Raw genomic sequence first — 17,632 nt, 5'->3', positions numbered from 1 at the left:
GAGTCCTCACGAGGCCGTGGAGATTTCCGGCTCGGGCTCGTCACCGAAGACGAACCGGCGTCCCTCGATCTCGTCGACGTCGATCCGGATCACCCGGGTCTTCACCGTCGCCACCCACGGGTGCAGCAGCCGCTCGATCCGGTCGCGCTCGTCCGCGTCGTCGATCTCCGCGGCGGCACCCTTCGCCACCACACTCCAACCGGACGCGGCGGTCCAGTCGTCGGCCTGGAAAGCGACCCGTGCGTTCACCGTGACCTGCAGCAGCTTCGAGCCCTCTGCCGTCCGGAAGAACACCGTCGAGTCCTCGACGAGGAAGTTGACGACAAAGATGTCCGGCTGACGGTTCACGACGGTGGCGAGGCGTCCCACCGGCGAACTTCGCAGCAACTGCCAGGACTCGTCGGCCGTGAGCCTGGTCACCGGAGCTTGCTGGGTCATGTCTCATTGTCGACCCGGGATGCGTCGCCCGCATGAGCTAGCGTCAACTCCATGTCGCGGATCATCGCCGGTAGCCGGAAGGGTCATCGACTGCACACCCCGGGCGGCGACGGCACCCGCCCCACGTCCGACCGGGTCCGCGAGGCCGCCTTCGGCGTCCTGGCCTCCGAACTCGGACGCGCCGGTGACGCCAGCGAGATGCTGGCCGGCCGTGCCTTCCTCGACCTTTACGCCGGTTCCGGGGCGGTGGCGCTGGAGGCGGCGAGCCGCGGGGCGTCCTCGGTGGTGGCGGTCGAGCAGGACCGGCGAGCCGCCGACGTGATCCGCCGCAACGTCCGCGAGACGGGTCTGGTCGCGCGGGTGGTGGCGAGCAGCGTCGAGAAGTACCTGGCCCAGGAACCGACCGCCTTCGACATCTGCTGGCTCGATCCGCCCTACCGGCTGGCCAACGGCACGGTCGAGACGGTGCTGAACCGGCTGGTCGACGGCTGGCTGGCGCCCGGCGCGATCGTGGTGGTCGAGCGGGCCCGGCGCGGCGAGCCGTTCGCCTGGCCGGAGCTGTTGGGCGATCGCTGGGAACGTCGCTACGGTGAGACGACGCTGTTTCTCGCGACGGAAGGTAGCGCATGAGGGCCGTCTGTCCCGGATCGTTCGACCCGATCACCCACGGCCACCTCGACATCGTCCGGCGCGCCGGTGCCCTGTTCGACGAAGTGATCGTCGCCGTCGGCCGCAACTCCGCCAAGAACTACCTGTTCGACACCGATCAGCGGGTCGACATGGTCCGTGCGTCGGTGGCGGACCTGCCCGGCGTCCGGGTCGAGGTGCTGTCCGGTCTACTGGTCGACTTCTGCCGCGCGCAGGGCGCCGAGGTCGTGGTCAAGGGGCTGCGGTTCGCGTCCGACTTCGACTTCGAGTTGCAGATGGCGCACATCAACCATTCGCTCACCGGCCTGGAAACCGTGTTGCTGCCGGCCTCGGCGCAATGGGGAACCCTGTCGTCCACCATGGTCCGCGAGGTCGCCTCGCTGGGCGGCGACGTTTCCGCGTTCGTGCCGGCCCTGGTCGCCGAGCGCATCGAGCAGAAGAGGAACGCCCGTGGCTGAGTCCACCGCCGATCGACTGGACGCCCTGCAGCGGCTGATCGAGCAGGCCAAAGCGGTGCCGATGTCGGCGTCCTGCGTGATCAACCGGGCCGAAGCGGTGGCGCTGGTGACCGCCGCGCGGGCGGCCCTCAGCGCCGATTTGGAGTCCACCCGGGCACAGGCCGAGGCCACCCCGTCCGTGCTCGAGCGAGCCCAGCAGCAGGCGGCCGACCTCGTCCGAGACGCCGAGGAGCGGGCCGGACGCCTGGTCAGCGACAGCGAGGTGCTGCAGGCCGCGCACCGGGCGGCCGAGGAGTTGCAGCAACGGTCGGAGACCGAGGCCGACGCCCTGCGTCGGGAAGCCGACGTCTACGTGGACGGCCGGGTCGCCGCGCTGGAGGCCGGCCTGCAGAAGACCCTGAGCCAGATCCAGACCATGCGCTCGCGGCTTGCCTCGCGTTCCGGGCTGGACGCCGACGCCTGACAGCGCAGGCGGGCGAGGGAAGAGGCGGCCGATTGGCGCAGACGTAGCGCGCCCGGTAAAGTCTCCCTTCGGTCATGACCATGTCACATCGCCACCTGAATCCCCGCTCCGGGCTCGTCTTCGACGCCCACGAGCTGGGCCGACGAGCCGGCGCCATGAAGGAGATCCAGCGGATCGCCGAGGCGCCGGACGGTGTGGGCACGGACGTGATCGGAGTGCCGCCCGGATCCCCCGTCGACATCGAGGTTCGCCTCGAATCGGTGGTGGAGGGGGTGCTGGTCACCGGAACCGCCGAGGTCACGTTGACGGGGCAGTGTGCGCGCTGCCTGGAGCCGATCTCCTCATCGGAGGAAGTCGATCTTCAGGAGCTGTACCTCTATCCCGACAAGGAACCCGACGACGAGGAGGCCAGCCGGCTTCAGGACGACCTGCTCGACCTTGAGCCCCTGCTACGGGACACGGTGGTGCTCGACCTGCCGTACACGCCTTTGTGCCGGCCGGACTGCGCAGGATTGTGCCCCGACTGTGGGGCCGACCTGAACGCCGATCCCGGCCATACGCATGGCGACCGGATCGACCCGCGCTGGGCCGGCCTGTCGGGGTGGACGGCAGCACCAGACGACGAAGACGAGGCCGCAATGGCCAGAAACAAGGAGTGAGCCGTGGCCGTTCCCAAACGGAAGATGTCCCGGAGCAACACCCGGCACCGCCGTTCCCAGTGGAAGGCGTCCGTGCCCACCCTGGTCACCTGCGCCAACGCCGCCTGCCGGGCCAAGCACCTGCCGCACACCGCGTGCCCGGAGTGTGGCCAGTACGGGCCTCGCGCCGCCCGCCGTCAGATCCTCGAGCCCTGACACCGGCGGCCATGAGCCGCATCCACGACCAACTCGCTGAGCTGGGGATCACGATCGATCCCCAGCTCTTCGAGCTTGCCCTGGTGCATCGCAGCTACGCCTACGAGAACGGCGCCATTCCGCACAACGAGCGGCTCGAGTTCCTCGGCGACGCCGTTCTGGGCGTGGTGATCACCGAACACCTGTACCTGCGGTTCCCCGACCTGCCCGAGGGACGGCTGGCGAAGCTGCGCGCCGCCGTGGTCAACGCGTTCGCCCTGGCCGACGTCGCCCGCGGGCTGGAACTGGGATCGTTGGTCCGGCTCGGCAAGGGCGAGATCGCCACCGGCGGCGCGGACAAGTCGTCCATTCTCGCGGACGCCTTCGAAGCCGTCCTGGGCGCACTGTTCCTGTCAGCCGGACGCGACGCCGCCGACGCCTTTGTGCACACCCTGTTCGATCCGCTGGTCGAGGCCGCCAACGGGTTGGGCGCCGGCCTGGACTGGAAGACCAGCCTTCAGGAACTCTGTGCCCTGCAGGAACTCGGGTCCCCGATCTATGCGGTCACCGAGTCCGGACCCGACCACGACAAGCGCTTCGTGGCAGTGGCGGTGGTCGGCGCCCGCACCTTCGCACCCGCGGAGGGTCGATCGAAGAAGCAAGCCGAGCAGGGCGCCGCGCATGCCGCCTTCGACACGCTGAGCGAGTGACGATTCCCGATCGTGTGGCGCCCCGGAGAACGCGGACGACGTCGTGACGGCCACTGACTCGGACGCCGGCGGACCCACCCGGTCGGCTCGGACCCGAATCTCCAAGCGGCTCTCGTATGTGCTGCGCCACGATCCCGGAAGCATCGGCGCGCACTTGAGTGCGGGGGCTGGGCGGAGGTGGTGACGGTGCGGACCGGTCTGGGACATGAGTTCTTCAGGTCCGCCAATGGTGTGTGGCTGGTCGACCAGGTTCCACCGGCTTATCTGACCGAGAGCGGCGGCACCTAGAGCGGCCCGCCGAGGGTCGGTACCGGCGTACGCTTGCGGCATTCGGCGATCGGAGATGTGATGGAAACGATCGGGATTCTTGGCACCGGGCAGGTTGGCCGCACGCTGGCCGAGCGCCTGCTGGAACTGGGTTTCAGGGTCACCGTGGGCGCCCGCAGCGCCGACTCCTCGAGTCTGGGCGGCGCCGCCGAGCTGGGCGCGGACGTCGGATCCTTCGCGGACGCCGCTGCCGGAGCCGATCTGCTGATCAACGCCACCAACGGGCTGCATTCGGTGGACGCGCTCGCCGCTGTCGGCGAACCGGCGCTGACCGGCCTGACCGTGCTCGACCTGGCCAATGCGCTGGCGCCCGCCCCCGGTGGCTTCCCGACCCCGGTGGTCAGTGCTGAGGATTCGGTGGGGCAGCGGCTGCAGCGCGCGTTTCCCTCCGCTCGCGTCGTCAAATCGCTGTGCACGATGGCGTGCAGCGTGATGGCGCGGCCGTCCACGGTTCCCGGCGACCATGTGGCGTTCCTCAGCGGCGACGATGATGCCGCCAAGGACCAGGTGCGGGAGTTGCTCCAGGCGATGGGGTGGCGGCCGGCGCAGCTGATCGACCTGGGCACCATCGAGACGGCGGCGGCGCAGGAACTGCTGATGCCGCTGTGGATGCGGGTCACCATCGGACGCGGCGCCGACGCCGCCCGGTTCAACTGGGCGATCAATGCCGTGGACCGGGTCTGACCCATCGCCCGTCGGTTGAGCTTGCCGGCGCGTGCGAGCTTGCGGACCCTGACTCGGAGCATCGACAAGGGGTTTCGACAAGCTCAACCCGCAAGCGCCAGCCAGTCGTCAGCGCGCCAACCCGGCCTCGTAGCGCTCCCAGCCCTGATCGAGGATGCGGAAGCCGGCTTCCAGCATCGGGATCGGCGCCTCACTGGCGCTCACCAGCAGCTGGATCTGCAGCGCGAACCGGGCGTAGGTCCGCACCTCGTCGCTCGGTTCGGCCTGGCCGAACTCCGCCGCGATCACCGTGGCCAGGGCGTCCTCGTGCCGTAGCCACATCCGGGCGGCATAGTCGCTGAGCGCCGGCGTCCGGTCGATGAACGCCAGGAACTCGCGGCGCATGGTGCCGTCGTGGTCGAAGGGCGGCAGCAGCTCCGCGCGGTAGTAGCCGTACAGCGCCGCCGAGATCGAGGTGCCGGCGGGGCGGTCCCGGACGGTGGCGACCAGCAGGTCGCGCTGCTCGTCGTCCTCATCGAAGACCAGTGCTTCCTTGCAGGGGAAATGGGCGAACACCGTGGTCGGCGACACGTCCGCGACCTCGGCGACCTCGCGGATGCTGACGTTGTCGAAGCCCCGCTCGAAGAACAGCAGGGTCGCCGCGTTCGAAATCGCCTTCCGGGTCGCGGCCTTCTTCCGCTCACGGCGGCCTGGGGTGTGCGTCGTTGCCATACAACCAGCTTAGCGGTATCGATCAGAAGTTGGGTTGACAATAAAAGTGGTATGAGTACAGTTCTGGTGTGACTTCATCGAACCTCAAGCAGAGCCAGCACACCAGCCCGCGCCGGGCCTGGGCCATGCTGATCGCCATCACCATGCTCAACGTCGTCGGCATGACCGTCGTGCTGCCCGTTCTGCCCTTCGTCGTCGCCCGCTACGTGCCCGAGCAGTCCCAGCTCGCGATCTGGGTCGGCGTCCTCGAAACCGTCAACGCGCTCTGTGCCTTCCTGGTCGCGCCGCTGTTCGGCGGGCTGTCCGACCGGTTCGGACGCCGCCCGGTCATCGTGGTGGCCGCCTTCGGCGCGGCGATCGGCTTCGCCACTTTCGGGATCGGCGGCTCGATCTGGGTGCTGCTGGCCGGCCGGATCATCCAGGGCGTCACCGCCGGCGATATGCCGGCCCTGTTCGCCTACGCGGCCGACATCACCCCGGCCGAGCAACGAGCCAAGCGGTTCGGCCTGCTCGGCGCGCTGTCCGGCATCGGATTCATGGTCGGTCCGGCGCTGGGCGGGCTGCTCGCCGCGGTGGACGTCGACCTGCCGGTGTTCGTGACCGCCGGCATCGCGCTGCTGGTCGCCGTCCTGTGCTTCTTCTTCCTGCCCGAGAGCCTCAAGCCCGAGAACCGGACGCCCACCCTGCAGCTCGAGCAGCTGCACCCGGTGCAGGTGTTCCGCACCGCCTTCGCGCGGCCGAACCTGCGCGGACTGTTGATCGCGCTGATCCTGATCGGCGTGCCGTTCTCGATGTTCGTCAACAACTTCAGCGTGCTGGCGATCGACGAGCTGCAGTGGACGGCGACCCAGATCGGGCTGCTCACCGCGGCGATCGGCATCCTCGACATCGCGATCCAGGGCGGCCTGATGCAGCTGCTGCTGCCGCGGATCGGCGAACGGGGAGTCATCGTGGCCGGCGTGGTGACCCAGGCCGTCGGCGTGCTCGCCCTTGCCATCGTCGCCTCGGTGCTGGCCCAACCGTGGCTGCTGATCATCGGCACACTGGCGCTCGGCGCCGGTCAGGGCCCCGCGACCGCAGCGATGGACGGCGTGCTGTCCAACCAGGCCGGCGACGACGAGCAGGGCTGGATCGCCGGAGTGATGCAGTCGCTGAACACCGGCGTCAACGTGCTCGCACCGGTGCTGGCCGGCGTCCTCTACGCCAGCCTGACGCATTCGGCGCCGTACTGGCTCGGGGCGGCGATGATGATCGGCGCTGTCGTGATGCTCGGCCGCGTCCCGTTCGCCAGCCCGTCGAAGCGCACCGCGTCCGACCGGGCCGAGGAGGCGGTGACGGCAGCCGAGTAGCCCGCGCCGGGGTGGCAGAATCGCCGGGTGCCCGAGCTGCCCGAAGTCGAAACCGTCCGCGCCGGCCTGGCCGGGATCGTCACCGGACGCCGAATCGATGCGGTCACCGTGCTGCACCCCCGCCCGGTCCGGCGCCACGTCGGCGGTCCGGACGACTTCGCCGCCACCCTGGCCGGCCGGACCTTCGCCGAGCCACGGCGGCGTGGCAAGTACCTGTGGCTGCCGTTCGTCGATGGGGACGCCCTGCTCGCCCACCTGGGGATGAGCGGTCAGTTCCGGTTCGACGAGCCGGACGCCCCGCTGCTGCCCAACACCCGGGTGCTGTTCGACCTGAGTCGGGTCGCTGCTCCGTCGGCTGAGCCCGTCGACACCACATCGGCAGCCGGTCCGCTCGATGGGGTTTCGACCAGTTCGGCCAGCGCCAGCCAGCTCAGGTTCGTCGACCAGCGGATGTTCGGCGGCCTCTCACTCAGTCCGGGCGGCGCCGAGTTGCCCACCGAACTTGCCCACATCGGACGCGACCCGTTCGACCCGGCGTTCGACCTGGCGGCCGCCGTGCGCAGGATGCGCGCCAAGCGCAGCGGTATCAAACGGGTGCTGCTCGACCAGACGGTCGTCTCGGGCATCGGCAACATCTACGCCGATGAGGCGCTGTGGCGGGCCAGGCTGCACTACGACCGTCCCGCCGAGAGCCTGACGCCGGTGAAACTTCGCGAGCTGATCGGCCACGCCCGGGACGTGATGGCCGAATCCCTGGGCCAGGGCGGCACGTCCTTCGACTCACTGTACGTGAACGTCAACGGCAGCTCGGGCTACTTCGAGCGCTCGTTGGCGGTCTACGGACGCGAGGGGCTGCCGTGCCTGCGCTGCGGACGTCCGATCGTCCGGGAGCCGTTCATGAACCGGTCGTCGTTCCGCTGCCGCTGGTGCCAGCGGCAGCGCAACTCTCGTATCTGAGCTCGCGGCCGGCTGGGAACTCACTGGTAACGTCCTCCCATGGAAGCGACGATCGACGCAATGGGACGCGTCATGCTGCCGAAAGCGTTGCGCGACGCCCTCGGGCTTGCGCCCGGCAGCAAGGTCGACGTCTCCGCCTACGGCGCTGGCGTGCAGATCACCCCCGGTGGCCGAACGGCGCGGCTGGTACACGATGTCGACGGACGGCTCGTGGCCCAGAGCACGACGGTGGTCACCGACAGCACCATCTTCTCGCTGCTGGACGCGGGCCGGCGGTGAGCGTGGCGGATCCTGCCGACCGCAGGGCGGTGGACACCAGCGTGGCCATTCCCCTGTTGCTGCTCTCGCATCACGCCCACCGGCAGGTGTCGGAGTGGGCGTCGGATCGTACCCTGCACCTCAGCGGACACGCGGCGATCGAGAGCTACTCGGTGTTGACCAGGCTGCCCGGCGACGCCCGGCTGCAGCCGGCGGATGCAGTCACGCTGCTGGACGCGACCTTCGGCGATCCGCTGGTGCTGAGCGGCGCCGCCGCGCGAGAAGCGCACCGAGAACTGGCGCTTCGCGGGGTTGCGGGCGGTGCGTCCTACGACGCCCTGGTGGCGCTTGCGGCTCGCGCGCACGACGTCGTGCTGGCTACGAGGGATGCCCGAGCGCTGCCCACCTACCAGGCGCTCGGAGTGCAGGCGGAACTGATCGCCGAGTAGGGAAGCGCTTCGCCGGCCAAGTAGACGAGGACGAGCCCACCCATCCCGAGGCAACGGCTCGCCGCGCCGTGCGTCCTCGTGGCGCACAGCCGTCGATGCGGTGGGGCGAGATAAGGTGCCCCTCGTGAGTTCTGCCGGTTCGTTCGTCCGTCGCTACGCCTACGTCGGCCGGCAGTTCGTGAAATTCGGGCTGGTCGGCGGCGCCGGCGTGGTGGTCAACATGCTGGTGGCCATCGTCATGAACAAGCTCAACGGCGGCACGATCAACGCCCAGAACATCCTGTTCGGCATTCCCGGCACCCCGTTCAACTTCCGCTTCACGATCCTGGTCTGGATCGTCGCCTTCCTGGTGGCGAACCTGTTCAACTTCCAGCTCAACCGGCACTGGACCTTCAAGGCCGGCAATCATGCGCCGTGGATGAAGGAATTCCTGCCCTTCCTCGCGGTGGGCAGCGCGGCGGCGCTGATCGGCATTTTCATCAAGATCGGTTTCACCAACCCCACCTCGCCGTTCTACCTGCCCGAGCCCTGGTTCCACGAGAACGCCGGCCTCCGCTCGCGCGAATACTGGGCGCAACTGCTGACCATCGTGATCACCACGCCGATCAACTTCCTGGTCAACAAGCTGTGGACGTTCCGTCACGTCCGGCGCCGGCACGCCGCGTCCGAAACCCCGGTCGCGACCCCGTAGCCCATGCATCTGAAGTCACTGACCCTGCGCGGCTTCAAGTCGTTCGCGTCCACCACGATCCTGGCCTTCGAGCCGGGCATCACCTGTGTGGTCGGGCCGAACGGTTCGGGCAAGTCCAATGTGGTGGACGCCCTGAGCTGGGTGATGGGCGAGCAGGGCGTCAAATCCCTGCGCGGCGGGAAGATGGAAGACGTCATCTTCGCCGGCACGTCCGGACGCGCGCCGCTGGGTCGCGCCGAGGTGACGCTGACCATTGACAACACCGACGGCGCGCTGCCGATCGACTACAGCGAGGTCACGATCAGCCGGACGATGTTCCGCTCCGGCGGCTCCGACTACAAGATCAACGGCAACAACGCCCGACTGCTCGACGTCCAGGAACTGCTCTCCGATTCCGGCATCGGACGCGAGATGCACGTCATCGTCGGCCAGGGTCAGCTGGACTCGATCCTGCAGGCCACCCCCGAGATCCGCCGCGGCTTCATCGAAGAAGCGGCCGGCGTCCTGAAGCACCGCAAGCGCAAGGAGAAGGCGCTGCGCAAGCTGGAGGCGACCGGCACCAACCTGAACCGGCTGAACGACCTGCTCGCCGAGATCCGCCGCCAGCTCAAACCGCTCGGACGCCAGGCCGAGGTGGCCCGCAAGGCGGCCGTGATCCAGGCCGAACTGCGCGACGCCAAGGCTCGGCTGGTCGCCGACGACTACATCATGGCCACCCTGGCGCTGGAATCCGACCTGGCCGTCGAAGCCGACCTGAAAGCCCGTCGCGCCTCGGTGGAAGCGGCCCTGGACGCCGCCCGCGCCGCCGAGGCGGAGGCCGAGACCACCGCCCGGGACGCCCTGCCGCGGCTCAACGCCGCCCAGGAGACCTGGTACGGGCTGGCCGGGCTGCGGGAGCGGCTGGCGTCCACGGTGACGATCGCCGGCGAGCGGGTGCGCAACGCGGAGGCGTCCGGGGACGGCGAACGACCGGGACGCGACCCGGAACTGATCGAGCGCGAAGCCGCCGAGATCCGCAAGGCCGAGGAGGCGCTGAACGTCGAAGTGGCCCAGTCCGCGCAGGCGCTGACCGACGCCACCGCCTTGCTCAAGCAGACCGAGGAAGCCCACGAGCGGGCCGAACGCAGCTACGCCGCGCAACTGCGGGCGATCGCCGACCGGCGCGAAGGACTGGCCCGGCTGACCGGCGAAGTGAACACGTTGCGCAGCCGCACCGAGGCGGCCGGCGCCGAGATCGAACGCCTCGCTGCCGCCCGCGACGACGCCCTGGCTAGGGCCGCGACCGCCACCCGGTCCTTTGCCGCGCTGGAGACCCGGATCGCCGGGGTCAGCGACGGCGAGTCGGGGCTGGACGCCGCCTACGAGTCCGCCGCCGCCGAGGTCGAGCGGATCGAAGCCGGGTTGGCCGCGGCCAGGCAGGCCGAGGCGAAGGCGCAGACCGAGCGGGCCACCCTGGCCGCCCGGCTGGACGCGCTGGCGCTCGGACTGGAGCGCAAGGACGCATCCGCCGCGCTGCTGGCCGCCGGGGACGCCGTCGGCGGGCTGCTCGGCTCGGTGGCCACCCTGATCGGCGTCCGCTCCGGGTATGAGACCGCCGTCTCGGCGGCCCTCGGATCGGCGGCGGACGCCGTGGCCGTGGCCGACCTGGACGCCGCGGTGGGTGCGTTCGGCCATCTCAAGACCGAGGACCTGGGACGCGCCGGGCTGCTGCTGGGCGGCTCCGTCCACCCCGCCGCGGACACCTGGCCGGAGCTTCCGGCCGGCGGACTCTGGGCGATCGACGCGGTCAGCTGCGCCGAGCCGGTGCGGCCGGCTCTGGTCCGGATGCTGCACAAGGTGGCCCTGGTCGACGACCTGGATTCCGCCCGGGCGTTGGTCGCCGACCTGGCCGACGTCACCGCGGTCACCCGCGACGGCGACGTGCTCAGCCAGTGGTTCGCCGCCGGCGGATCCTCAGCCAGGCCGTCCCTGATCGAAGTGCAGGCCGCGGTGGACGAAGCCGAGGCCCGGCTGGCGTCCGTGCAGGCCGAGCTGGAGCGTGCCCGGTTCGCGCTCGCCCAGGCCGACGGCGAGCTGTCGGCGGCTCGCGGGCGGGCCGAAGCGGCGCTGGCCAGGCTGAACGAGTCGGACGCCGAGCACGCCGCGCTCGCCGAGGAACTGGCGACGCTCAGCCAGACCACCCGGGCGGCGCAGGGCGAGGCGGCCCGGCTGGAGGCGTCCATCACCGCCGCTCAGGCCACCCGCGAGCAGAACCGGACGGTGTTGGCCGGCTTGGAGCAGCGCCTCGAACTGGCCTCGGCGCAGACCGAAGTGACCGAAGCGGACCCGTCCGAACGCGACCGGCTGAGCGCCGCCGAGCGGGCCGCTCGCGGGGCCGAGATGGAGGCCCGGCTGGCGCTGCGCACCATCGAGGAACGCGCCCGGGCACTGGCCGGACGCGCCGACTCGCTGATCCGCGCCGCGACCGCTGAACGCCAGGCCCGGGCCCGGGCGGCGGCCCGGCGCGAGCAACTGCGCCGCGAAGCCGCCGACGCCCGCGCCGTCAGCGAGGCCGCGACCTGGCTGCTCGGCCGGATCGAGGCGTCCCAGCAGCTGGCCGCCACCGAGCGTGCCGCCGCCGAAGCCGAGCGGCAGGCCGCCGAGGCCACTTTGACCGAGACCAGACGCCGCGGCCGCGAGCTGGCCAAGGAGTTCGAGGACCTGGTCGCCCACGTGCACCGCGACGAGTTGGCCCGGGCCGAACAGCGGCTGCGGGTGGAGGCGCTGGGTGAGCGCGCGCTGGCCGAGCTGGGCCTGGACGCCGACGTGCTGGTCGCCGAGTACGGTCCGGATCAGCTGATCCCCGTGCTGACCAGGGACGACGGTTCCGCGTTGGGGCCTGACGACGAGGTGCCTCCGCCGGTGCCGTTCGTCCGCGCCGAACAGGAGAAGCGGCTGCGGACTGCGGAACGCAACCTCGGCGTCCTGGGCAAGGTGAATCCGCTGGCGCTGGAGGAGTTCGACGCCATGCAGGAGCGGCACGCCTTCCTCGCCGAACAACTGGACGACCTGCGCAAGACCCGCGCCGACCTGGCCGAGATCATCGACCAGGTGGACGCCCGGGTGCAGGAAGTGTTCGCTGCGGCCTACGCCGACGTCGAAAAGGCCTTCGAGCACTCCTTCTCCCGGCTCTTCCCCGGCGGTGAGGGACGACTGGTGCTGACCGAGCCGGGGGAGTGGCTGACCACCGGGGTCGACGTCGAGGCGCGTCCGGCCGGCAAGAAGGTGAAGCGGCTGTCGCTGCTCTCCGGTGGCGAACGCTCTCTGGTCGCGGTGGCCTTCCTGGTCGCCCTGTTCAAGGCCCGGCCCAGCCCGTTCTACATCCTGGACGAGGTCGAAGCCGCCCTGGACGACGTCAACCTCGGCCGGCTGCTGGAGATCTACGAGGAACTTCGGGAAAATTCCCAGCTGCTGGTGATCACCCACCAGAAGCGGACGATGGAGATCGCCGATGCCCTCTATGGAGTCACCATGCGCGCCGACGGCGTCTCCGCGGTGATCAGCCAGCGACTGCGCGACTGAAGCGTCGAAGTCTCCGGCGATTCCATCCGCGAGCGCCCGATGCGGGACGGCCCGCTGCGATGTTGCATACTGGACCCATCCTCCGGAAGGTTCTCAGACGTGGCTGTCGCATTGTTGGTGATGGTGGTGATTCTCGCCATCGCGATCGCCGTCGTTGCGATCGTGGCGATGGGCATGCAGGGCGCCGGCCGCGAGCGGGCGCCTGAACTGGCCAACGCGATGGCCGAGACCGCCCGGCACCTGAACGGCGACGCGGAGCCCCCGCAGGGCCTGGTCGAGTTCTTCGAAGAGATCCCGTCCCGTCGCGGCTCGGCCGCCTCCGCGAAGACCGCGGCGTCGGCCAAATCCGCAACCTCGGCGAAGTCCGCAACCTCGGCGAAGTGACCACGGCGACCGCTGCGTGACCATGTCCGACGAATACGCAGACCTGCTGCGCAACGGGTCGCAGCTTGACGTGGAACTGCGTCGTAGCTTCCCGGCCGCGGCCGGCGACGTCTGGGACGCCCTGGTCAACCCCGAGCGGCTCGTCCGTTGGCTGGCTCCGGTGCGCGGCGACCTGCGGCCGGGCGGGCGGTACCGCATCGACTTCGACGCCGACGATCCGGCACAACAGGTGCACGGCACCGTCGCCGAATGCCGCCCGCCACTGCATCTGAGCGTCAGCTGGGAGATCCACGGTGCCGGGACGTCCACCGTGACCGCCGCGTTGGCCGGCACGGCGTCCGGCTGCGAGCTGCGGTTGCGGCATGACGGGCTGCCCGAGGCGATGGCCGCCGGTTACGGTGCGGGCTGGCACGCCTATGCCGAGGCGCTGGCCGCGGAACTCGATGGCGCCGCCGTCCCCGATTGGGACGAACGATGGGCCGAACTGCTTCCGGAGTACCGACGGCGCGTCGAGGCGGCCGGCTGAGGGCAGCGGATGCGAGAACGGCCACCAGGCTGTCACCGGTCCCCCGTAGCATGACCCGGTGGATCTGATCATCTGGCTCATCGTCGGCCTGATCGCCTTCGCGGGCGTCATCGCCGGCACCATCTTCCTCGTCCGCAGACAGGCGCTGCCGCGCGGTCCGCGGCGTCCGGTGCTGCCCAGTGCCCCCGACGAGCCTGCCCCGACCGTCGACGAACCGGCTGGCGCGGCGGTAGCGACACCTACGCTCGAGCGGCCGGAGGCCCCGACCACCCGGATGGCGCGGCTGCGCCGCCGACTGGCCGGCAGCAACAACCCGCTGGCCCGGGGGTTGTTGTCGATCCTGTCCTCGGACCGGCTGGACGCCGAGGTGTGGGACGACTTCGAGGCCACCCTGATCACCTCCGATCTCGGCGTCGGGCCCACCCAGGAGCTGACCGAGGCGCTGCGTCGCGAACTGGTGGTGGACGGCGTCAGCGACCCGGCGCGGGCGAAGGCCGTGCTGCGCCGCGAACTGCTCAGCCTGGTCGGCCCCGACCTGGACCGCTCGCTCAACGTGCAGGGTGCCGACGGCAAACCGGCCGTCATCCTGGTGGTCGGCGTCAACGGCACCGGCAAGACCACGACGATCGGAAAGCTCTCCCGGGTGCTGGTCGCCGAAGAGAAGTCGGTGGTACTGGGTGCCGCGGACACCTTCCGCGCCGCTGCCGCCGAGCAGCTGCAGACCTGGGGCGACCGGGTCGGCGTGCCCACAGTCCGCGGGCCCGAGGGCGGTGACCCGGCCGCCGTCGCCTACCAGGCCGTCCAGCGCGGCATCGACGACGGAGCCGACGTGGTGATCGTCGACACCGCCGGACGCCTGCACACCAAGACCGGCCTGATGGATGAGCTCGGCAAGATCAAGCGGGTGATCGAGAAGCTGGCCCCGGTCACCGAGGTGCTTCTGCTGCTGGATGCCACCACCGGACAGAACGGGTTGATTCAGGCCCGGGTGTTCGCCGAGGTGGTGCAGATCACCGGCATCGTGCTGAGCAAACTGGACGGCTCCGCCAAGGGCGGCATCGTCGTTCAGGTGCAGCGCGAACTCGGCGTCCCGGTGAAGCTGATCGGGCTCGGCGAGGGCGTGGACGACCTGGTCCCGTTCGAGGCGGAGGGCTTCGTGGACGCGCTGCTCAGCGAGTGAGTCGCGCAACGCCGTTGCGGGCGTAGCGGCCCGCCGGCGTCCCGCGGCAGGGTGGTGATGGTCAGGGAGAGGAGACCCGATGCGACTCGTCATCACCCAGAACGTGACCGCCGACGGAGCCGTCGAGATGCTGGACGACTGGTTCGATCCCGGTGACCAGGACCCGGAACTGGCCGCGGAGACCCGCCGGCAGGATGAATCCTGCGACGCCGTCCTGCTCGGACGGCAGACGTTCGAGGACTTCCGCGGCTACTGGCCGCAGCAGACCGACGACACCACCGGCGTCGCCGATCAGCTGAACCGGGTGCGCAAGTATGTGATCACCACGACGCTCACCGAGCCGGGGTGGCAGAACACCACCCTGCTGGCCGGTGATCCGATCGAGGAGGTCCGCCGACTCAAGCAGGCCCCCGGCAACGACATGGTGCTCACCGGCAGCATCACGCTGGCCCATCTGCTGATCGTCGAGGATCTGGCTGATGAGTACCGGATGTTCGTCTATCCCTACCTGCAGGGCAGGGGCCGGCGCTTCTTCCCGGACGGCTACGCGTGCCGGCTGGAGCTCGCCGATCAGCGCCGGTTCGGCGCCGTCAGCTACCTGAGCTACCTGCCGCGCCGCTGACCAGGGAGTTCCTGGCGCCTCACTTCTTGCGGCGCAGCAGCAGCCAGGCCACCAGCGCCGGCACCCCGATCATCAGCACGATGCCGAGCAGGTAGCCGACGTTGTAGGCGGCGGTGCCCCCGCCGAGCCGCATCCGTCCGGTGGCCAGCTGGCTGACCGCGCTCAAGGTGAACAGGATCGCCAGGCTGGCGAAGATCCAGCCCACGACGGTCTTCCAGACCGGGCGCTTCGCTGGTTGCTGGGGGGCCCAACCGCCCTGGCCGTAGGCCGGCTGCCCGTATTGCTGCGGCGCCTGGCCGTATTGCTGCGGAGGCTGCCCGTACTGCTGCGGCGCCTGGCCGTAGGGAGGCGGAGCCTGGCCGTGCTGCGCGGGCTGGCCGAAGGGGGGAGGATTCTGGCCGTACTCCGGAGCCGCCTGGCCAAAGGGTTCCGCAGGCTGCCCGGGCGGGGGGAATCCGCCGCTCTGCGGGTAGCCGGTCGGCGGGCCCGGTTGCTGACGCGGATCGCCATAGGCCGGGTAGGAGTAGCCGGACGGCCCGCCCGCAGCCTGGCCGTAACCGTAGGACGCGCCGGGCTCGTCCGAACTCTGTGCGCTCGCCGGCTGAGAATCCCAGGGGCGGGAGTTGTCGGGATGGATCGGTTGGGACATCGACGACCTCCTTCGGTCCGGCCAGTCTAGGGATTCGACGGCCCTGGCGCCCCCTCCCCGGTGGGTGGGCCGGACGCCCAGCTCGGCCCAGCCGGTAGAGTGACCCGGTAATCCGACTGCGTGAGGAAACCCGTTGTTCGACACCCTGCAAGACCGGCTCTCCGAGGTCTTCAAGAATCTGCGCGGCAAGAGCCGGCTGTCCGAGGCCGACATCGACGCCACCGCGCGCGAAATCCGGCTCGCGCTGCTCGAGGCCGACGTCAACCTGGGCGTCGTCAAGGAGTTCATCGCCAACCTGAAGTCACGAGCCCTCGGTGCCGAGATCCACAAGGCGCTCAACCCGAGCCAGCAGATCATCAAGCTGGTCAACGAGGAGCTTGTCGCGATCCTGGGTGGCGAGTCTCGGCCGCTGCAGTTCGCCAAGCGTCCGCCGACGGTGATCATGCTGGCCGGTCTGCAGGGTTCGGGTAAGACCACCCTGGCCGGCAAGCTGGGCCTGTGGCTGAAGGGGCAGGGCCATTCGCCGCTGCTGGTGGCCGCCGACCTGCAGCGCCCGAACGCGGTCAACCAGCTGCAGGTGGTGGGCGAGCGGGCCGGGGTGCACGTCTACGCCCCCGAGCCGGGCAACGGGGTCGGCGACCCGGTGCAGGTGGCGCGGACGTCGATCCTGCACGCGATGAGCAAGCTCTACGACGTGGTGATCGTCGACACCGCCGGCCGGTTGGGCATCGACGCCGAACTGATGCGGCAGGCGTCCGACATTCGCAGCGCGGTCAACCCGACCGAAGTGCTGTTCGTGGTCGACGCGATGATCGGCCAGGACGCGGTGAACACCGCCAACGCCTTCGCCGAGGGTGTCGGCTTCGACGGCGTCGTGCTGACCAAGCTGGACGGCGACGCCCGTGGTGGTGCCGCGTTGTCGATCGCCAAGGTGATCGGGAAGCCGATCATGTTCGCCTCCAACGGCGAGGGCTTGAAGGACTTCGACGCCTTCCACCCCGACCGGATGGCGTCCCGCATCCTCGGTATGGGCGACGTGCTCACCCTGATCGAACAGGCCGAGAAGACCTTCGACGCCGAGCAGACCGCGAAGGCCGCCGAGAAGCTGCTGGGCGGGAAGGGCGAGTTCGGCCTGGACGACTTCCTGCAGCAGATGCAGGCCGTGCGCCGGATGGGACCGCTGAGCAAGATCCTGGGCATGATGCCCGGGATGGGCCAGATGAAGGACCAGATCAACAACATCGACGAGCGTGAGATCGACCGGCTCGAGGCGATCATCAAGTCGATGACCCCGGCCGAGCGGGCCAACCCGAAGATCCTGGACGGCTCGCGCCGGACCCGGATCGCGAAGGGCTCCGGGACCACCGTCACCGACGTGAACGGCCTGGTCAACCGGTTCTTCGACGCCCGCAAGATGATGCAGCAACTGGGTGGCCAGATGGGTGGCATGCCCGGCCTGCCCGGTGGCGGACGCCGGCAGCCGCAGCGCGCGGTCGCCAAGCCCAAGCGCGGCAAGGGCGTCTCCGGCAACCCCGCCAAGCGCGCCGCCGGGCCGGCGGCTTTGCCCGCAGCCCAACAGCAGCCCGAGTGGAACCCCGCGGACGCCTTCGGCCTCGGTGGCAGCGGCAAGCCCTCGGACGCCGAACTGGCGAAAGCGCTGGGGGACTTCCAGCTGCCGCCCGACCTGCAGAAGATGTTCAACCAGAAGAACCAGGGCCCCCGCTGACCTGAGTG

The 17,632-nt window shown here is 70.0% G+C and carries 21 protein-coding genes; 18 read left to right on the top strand and 3 right to left on the bottom strand.

Going from position 1 to position 17,632, the window contains the following annotated elements; all coding sequences use genetic code 11:
• Nucleotides 1-6: 6 nt before the first annotated feature.
• Entirely contained in the window at nucleotides 7-420 is a 414-nt protein-coding gene (locus QM711_RS10090) for a pyridoxamine 5'-phosphate oxidase family protein (RefSeq protein ID WP_415098889.1), read from the bottom strand.
• Between the two features lie 69 nt (nucleotides 421-489).
• Between QM711_RS10090 and rsmD the strand changes: the two genes are divergently transcribed.
• The 7 genes from rsmD (at nucleotide 490) to QM711_RS10055 (ending at nucleotide 4,561) form a co-directional block, all read left to right on the top strand.
• A complete protein-coding gene (gene rsmD, locus QM711_RS10085) occupies nucleotides 490-1,068 on the top strand; it encodes a 16S rRNA (guanine(966)-N(2))-methyltransferase RsmD (RefSeq protein ID WP_415098887.1) in 579 nt (192 codons plus the stop codon).
• Entirely contained in the window at nucleotides 1,065-1,544 is a 480-nt protein-coding gene (gene coaD / locus QM711_RS10080; protein WP_415098885.1) for a pantetheine-phosphate adenylyltransferase, read from the top strand. Before rsmD ends, coaD begins: the two co-directional genes overlap by 4 nt.
• Entirely contained in the window at nucleotides 1,537-2,007 is a 471-nt protein-coding gene (locus QM711_RS10075) for a hypothetical protein (protein WP_415098883.1), read from the top strand. Before coaD ends, QM711_RS10075 begins: the two co-directional genes overlap by 8 nt.
• Nucleotides 2,008-2,081: 74 nt before the next feature.
• Nucleotides 2,082-2,666 carry a YceD family protein gene (locus QM711_RS10070; protein ID WP_415098881.1) on the top strand — a complete coding sequence of 195 codons (585 nt, stop codon included), beginning with the start codon at nucleotides 2,082-2,084 and terminating at the stop codon, nucleotides 2,664-2,666.
• A gap of 3 nt (nucleotides 2,667-2,669) precedes the next feature.
• Nucleotides 2,670-2,861, top strand: a complete 192-nt coding sequence (gene rpmF, locus QM711_RS10065; protein ID WP_298130948.1) for a 50S ribosomal protein L32 — start codon at nucleotides 2,670-2,672, stop codon at nucleotides 2,859-2,861.
• An 11-nt stretch (nucleotides 2,862-2,872) separates the two neighbouring features.
• Nucleotides 2,873-3,550, top strand: coding sequence for a ribonuclease III (rnc, locus tag QM711_RS10060; RefSeq protein WP_415098879.1), 678 nt, complete (start codon nucleotides 2,873-2,875; stop codon nucleotides 3,548-3,550).
• Nucleotides 3,551-3,898: 348 nt separating this feature from the next.
• Nucleotides 3,899-4,561 carry an NADPH-dependent F420 reductase gene (locus QM711_RS10055; protein WP_415098877.1) on the top strand — a complete coding sequence of 221 codons (663 nt, stop codon included), beginning with the start codon at nucleotides 3,899-3,901 and terminating at the stop codon, nucleotides 4,559-4,561.
• Nucleotides 4,562-4,669: 108 nt separating this feature from the next.
• On the opposite strand, the gene QM711_RS10050 is transcribed toward QM711_RS10055, so the two are convergent.
• Nucleotides 4,670-5,272 carry a TetR/AcrR family transcriptional regulator gene (locus QM711_RS10050; protein ID WP_415098875.1) on the bottom strand — a complete coding sequence of 201 codons (603 nt, stop codon included), beginning with the start codon at nucleotides 5,270-5,272 and terminating at the stop codon, nucleotides 4,670-4,672.
• 68 nt (nucleotides 5,273-5,340) lie between these two features.
• Here QM711_RS10050 and QM711_RS10045 point away from each other — a divergent pair, with 68 nt between their 5' ends.
• The 10 genes from QM711_RS10045 to QM711_RS10000 all read left to right on the top strand — a co-directional run bounded on the left by QM711_RS10045 (nucleotide 5,341) and on the right by QM711_RS10000 (nucleotide 15,249).
• On the top strand, nucleotides 5,341-6,621 hold the full coding sequence (locus QM711_RS10045; RefSeq protein WP_415098873.1) for an MFS transporter: 1,281 nt from the start codon (nucleotides 5,341-5,343) through the stop codon (nucleotides 6,619-6,621).
• Between the two features lie 27 nt (nucleotides 6,622-6,648).
• Complete coding sequence (gene mutM, locus QM711_RS10040; RefSeq protein WP_415098871.1) at nucleotides 6,649-7,578, top strand: bifunctional DNA-formamidopyrimidine glycosylase/DNA-(apurinic or apyrimidinic site) lyase; 930 nt, start codon at nucleotides 6,649-6,651, stop codon at nucleotides 7,576-7,578.
• A 39-nt stretch (nucleotides 7,579-7,617) separates the two neighbouring features.
• Nucleotides 7,618-7,857: an AbrB/MazE/SpoVT family DNA-binding domain-containing protein gene (locus QM711_RS10035; protein ID WP_415098869.1), complete on the top strand. Its 240-nt coding sequence runs from the start codon at nucleotides 7,618-7,620 to the stop codon at nucleotides 7,855-7,857.
• A gap of 41 nt (nucleotides 7,858-7,898) precedes the next feature.
• Nucleotides 7,899-8,285 (top strand): PIN domain-containing protein, encoded by a 387-nt coding sequence (locus tag QM711_RS10030; protein WP_415098867.1) that lies wholly within the window; start codon nucleotides 7,899-7,901, stop codon nucleotides 8,283-8,285.
• A gap of 124 nt (nucleotides 8,286-8,409) precedes the next feature.
• The gene (locus QM711_RS10025) at nucleotides 8,410-8,976 is read left to right on the top strand and encodes a GtrA family protein (protein WP_415098865.1); all 567 of its coding nucleotides are present in this window, start codon (nucleotides 8,410-8,412) and stop codon (nucleotides 8,974-8,976) included.
• 3 nt (nucleotides 8,977-8,979) lie between these two features.
• Nucleotides 8,980-12,537 (top strand): chromosome segregation protein SMC, encoded by a 3,558-nt coding sequence (smc, locus tag QM711_RS10020; RefSeq protein ID WP_415098863.1) that lies wholly within the window; start codon nucleotides 8,980-8,982, stop codon nucleotides 12,535-12,537.
• A 99-nt stretch (nucleotides 12,538-12,636) separates the two neighbouring features.
• Complete coding sequence (locus QM711_RS10015; RefSeq protein ID WP_415098861.1) at nucleotides 12,637-12,921, top strand: hypothetical protein; 285 nt, start codon at nucleotides 12,637-12,639, stop codon at nucleotides 12,919-12,921.
• A gap of 22 nt (nucleotides 12,922-12,943) precedes the next feature.
• Nucleotides 12,944-13,447, top strand: a complete 504-nt coding sequence (locus QM711_RS10010; RefSeq protein ID WP_415098859.1) for an SRPBCC domain-containing protein — start codon at nucleotides 12,944-12,946, stop codon at nucleotides 13,445-13,447.
• Between the two features lie 58 nt (nucleotides 13,448-13,505).
• The gene (ftsY, locus tag QM711_RS10005; RefSeq protein WP_415098857.1) at nucleotides 13,506-14,627 is read left to right on the top strand and encodes a signal recognition particle-docking protein FtsY; all 1,122 of its coding nucleotides are present in this window, start codon (nucleotides 13,506-13,508) and stop codon (nucleotides 14,625-14,627) included.
• A gap of 79 nt (nucleotides 14,628-14,706) precedes the next feature.
• Complete coding sequence (locus QM711_RS10000; protein ID WP_415098855.1) at nucleotides 14,707-15,249, top strand: dihydrofolate reductase family protein; 543 nt, start codon at nucleotides 14,707-14,709, stop codon at nucleotides 15,247-15,249.
• A gap of 19 nt (nucleotides 15,250-15,268) precedes the next feature.
• Here the strand turns inward: QM711_RS10000 and QM711_RS09995 are convergent, their stop codons facing one another.
• Nucleotides 15,269-15,898, bottom strand: coding sequence for a hypothetical protein (locus QM711_RS09995; protein WP_415098853.1), 630 nt, complete (start codon nucleotides 15,896-15,898; stop codon nucleotides 15,269-15,271).
• Between the two features lie 133 nt (nucleotides 15,899-16,031).
• On the opposite strand from QM711_RS09995, the gene ffh reads away from it, so the two are divergent.
• The gene (gene ffh, locus QM711_RS09990) at nucleotides 16,032-17,624 is read left to right on the top strand and encodes a signal recognition particle protein (RefSeq protein WP_415098851.1); all 1,593 of its coding nucleotides are present in this window, start codon (nucleotides 16,032-16,034) and stop codon (nucleotides 17,622-17,624) included.
• Nucleotides 17,625-17,632 lie beyond the last annotated feature (8 nt).

Source organism: Micropruina sp., assembly GCF_047602385.1.
GTDB lineage: Bacteria > Actinomycetota > Actinomycetes > Propionibacteriales > Propionibacteriaceae > Micropruina.
Note: the sequence above shows the minus strand (reverse complement) of the source record. Positions and strands in the feature narration are given on the sequence as shown.

Excerpts from the sequence above, each read along its gene's own strand:
- QM711_RS09995 (WP_415098853.1), bottom strand. The coding sequence starts at position 15,898 with ATGTCCCAACCGATCCATCCCGACAACTCCCGCCCCTGGGATTCTCAG.
- QM711_RS10050 (WP_415098875.1), bottom strand. The coding sequence starts at position 5,272 with ATGGCAACGACGCACACCCCAGGCCGCCGTGAGCGGAAGAAGGCCGCG.
- coaD (WP_415098885.1), top strand. The coding sequence starts at position 1,065 with ATGAGGGCCGTCTGTCCCGGATCGTTCGACCCGATCACCCACGGCCAC.
- QM711_RS10070 (WP_415098881.1), top strand. The coding sequence starts at position 2,082 with ATGACCATGTCACATCGCCACCTGAATCCCCGCTCCGGGCTCGTCTTC.
- QM711_RS10055 (WP_415098877.1), top strand. The coding sequence starts at position 3,899 with ATGGAAACGATCGGGATTCTTGGCACCGGGCAGGTTGGCCGCACGCTG.
- rnc (WP_415098879.1), top strand. The coding sequence starts at position 2,873 with ATGAGCCGCATCCACGACCAACTCGCTGAGCTGGGGATCACGATCGAT.
- smc (WP_415098863.1), top strand. The coding sequence starts at position 8,980 with ATGCATCTGAAGTCACTGACCCTGCGCGGCTTCAAGTCGTTCGCGTCC.
- rsmD (WP_415098887.1), top strand. The coding sequence starts at position 490 with ATGTCGCGGATCATCGCCGGTAGCCGGAAGGGTCATCGACTGCACACC.
- QM711_RS10010 (WP_415098859.1), top strand. The coding sequence starts at position 12,944 with ATGTCCGACGAATACGCAGACCTGCTGCGCAACGGGTCGCAGCTTGAC.
- QM711_RS10000 (WP_415098855.1), top strand. The coding sequence starts at position 14,707 with ATGCGACTCGTCATCACCCAGAACGTGACCGCCGACGGAGCCGTCGAG.
- QM711_RS10035 (WP_415098869.1), top strand. The coding sequence starts at position 7,618 with ATGGAAGCGACGATCGACGCAATGGGACGCGTCATGCTGCCGAAAGCG.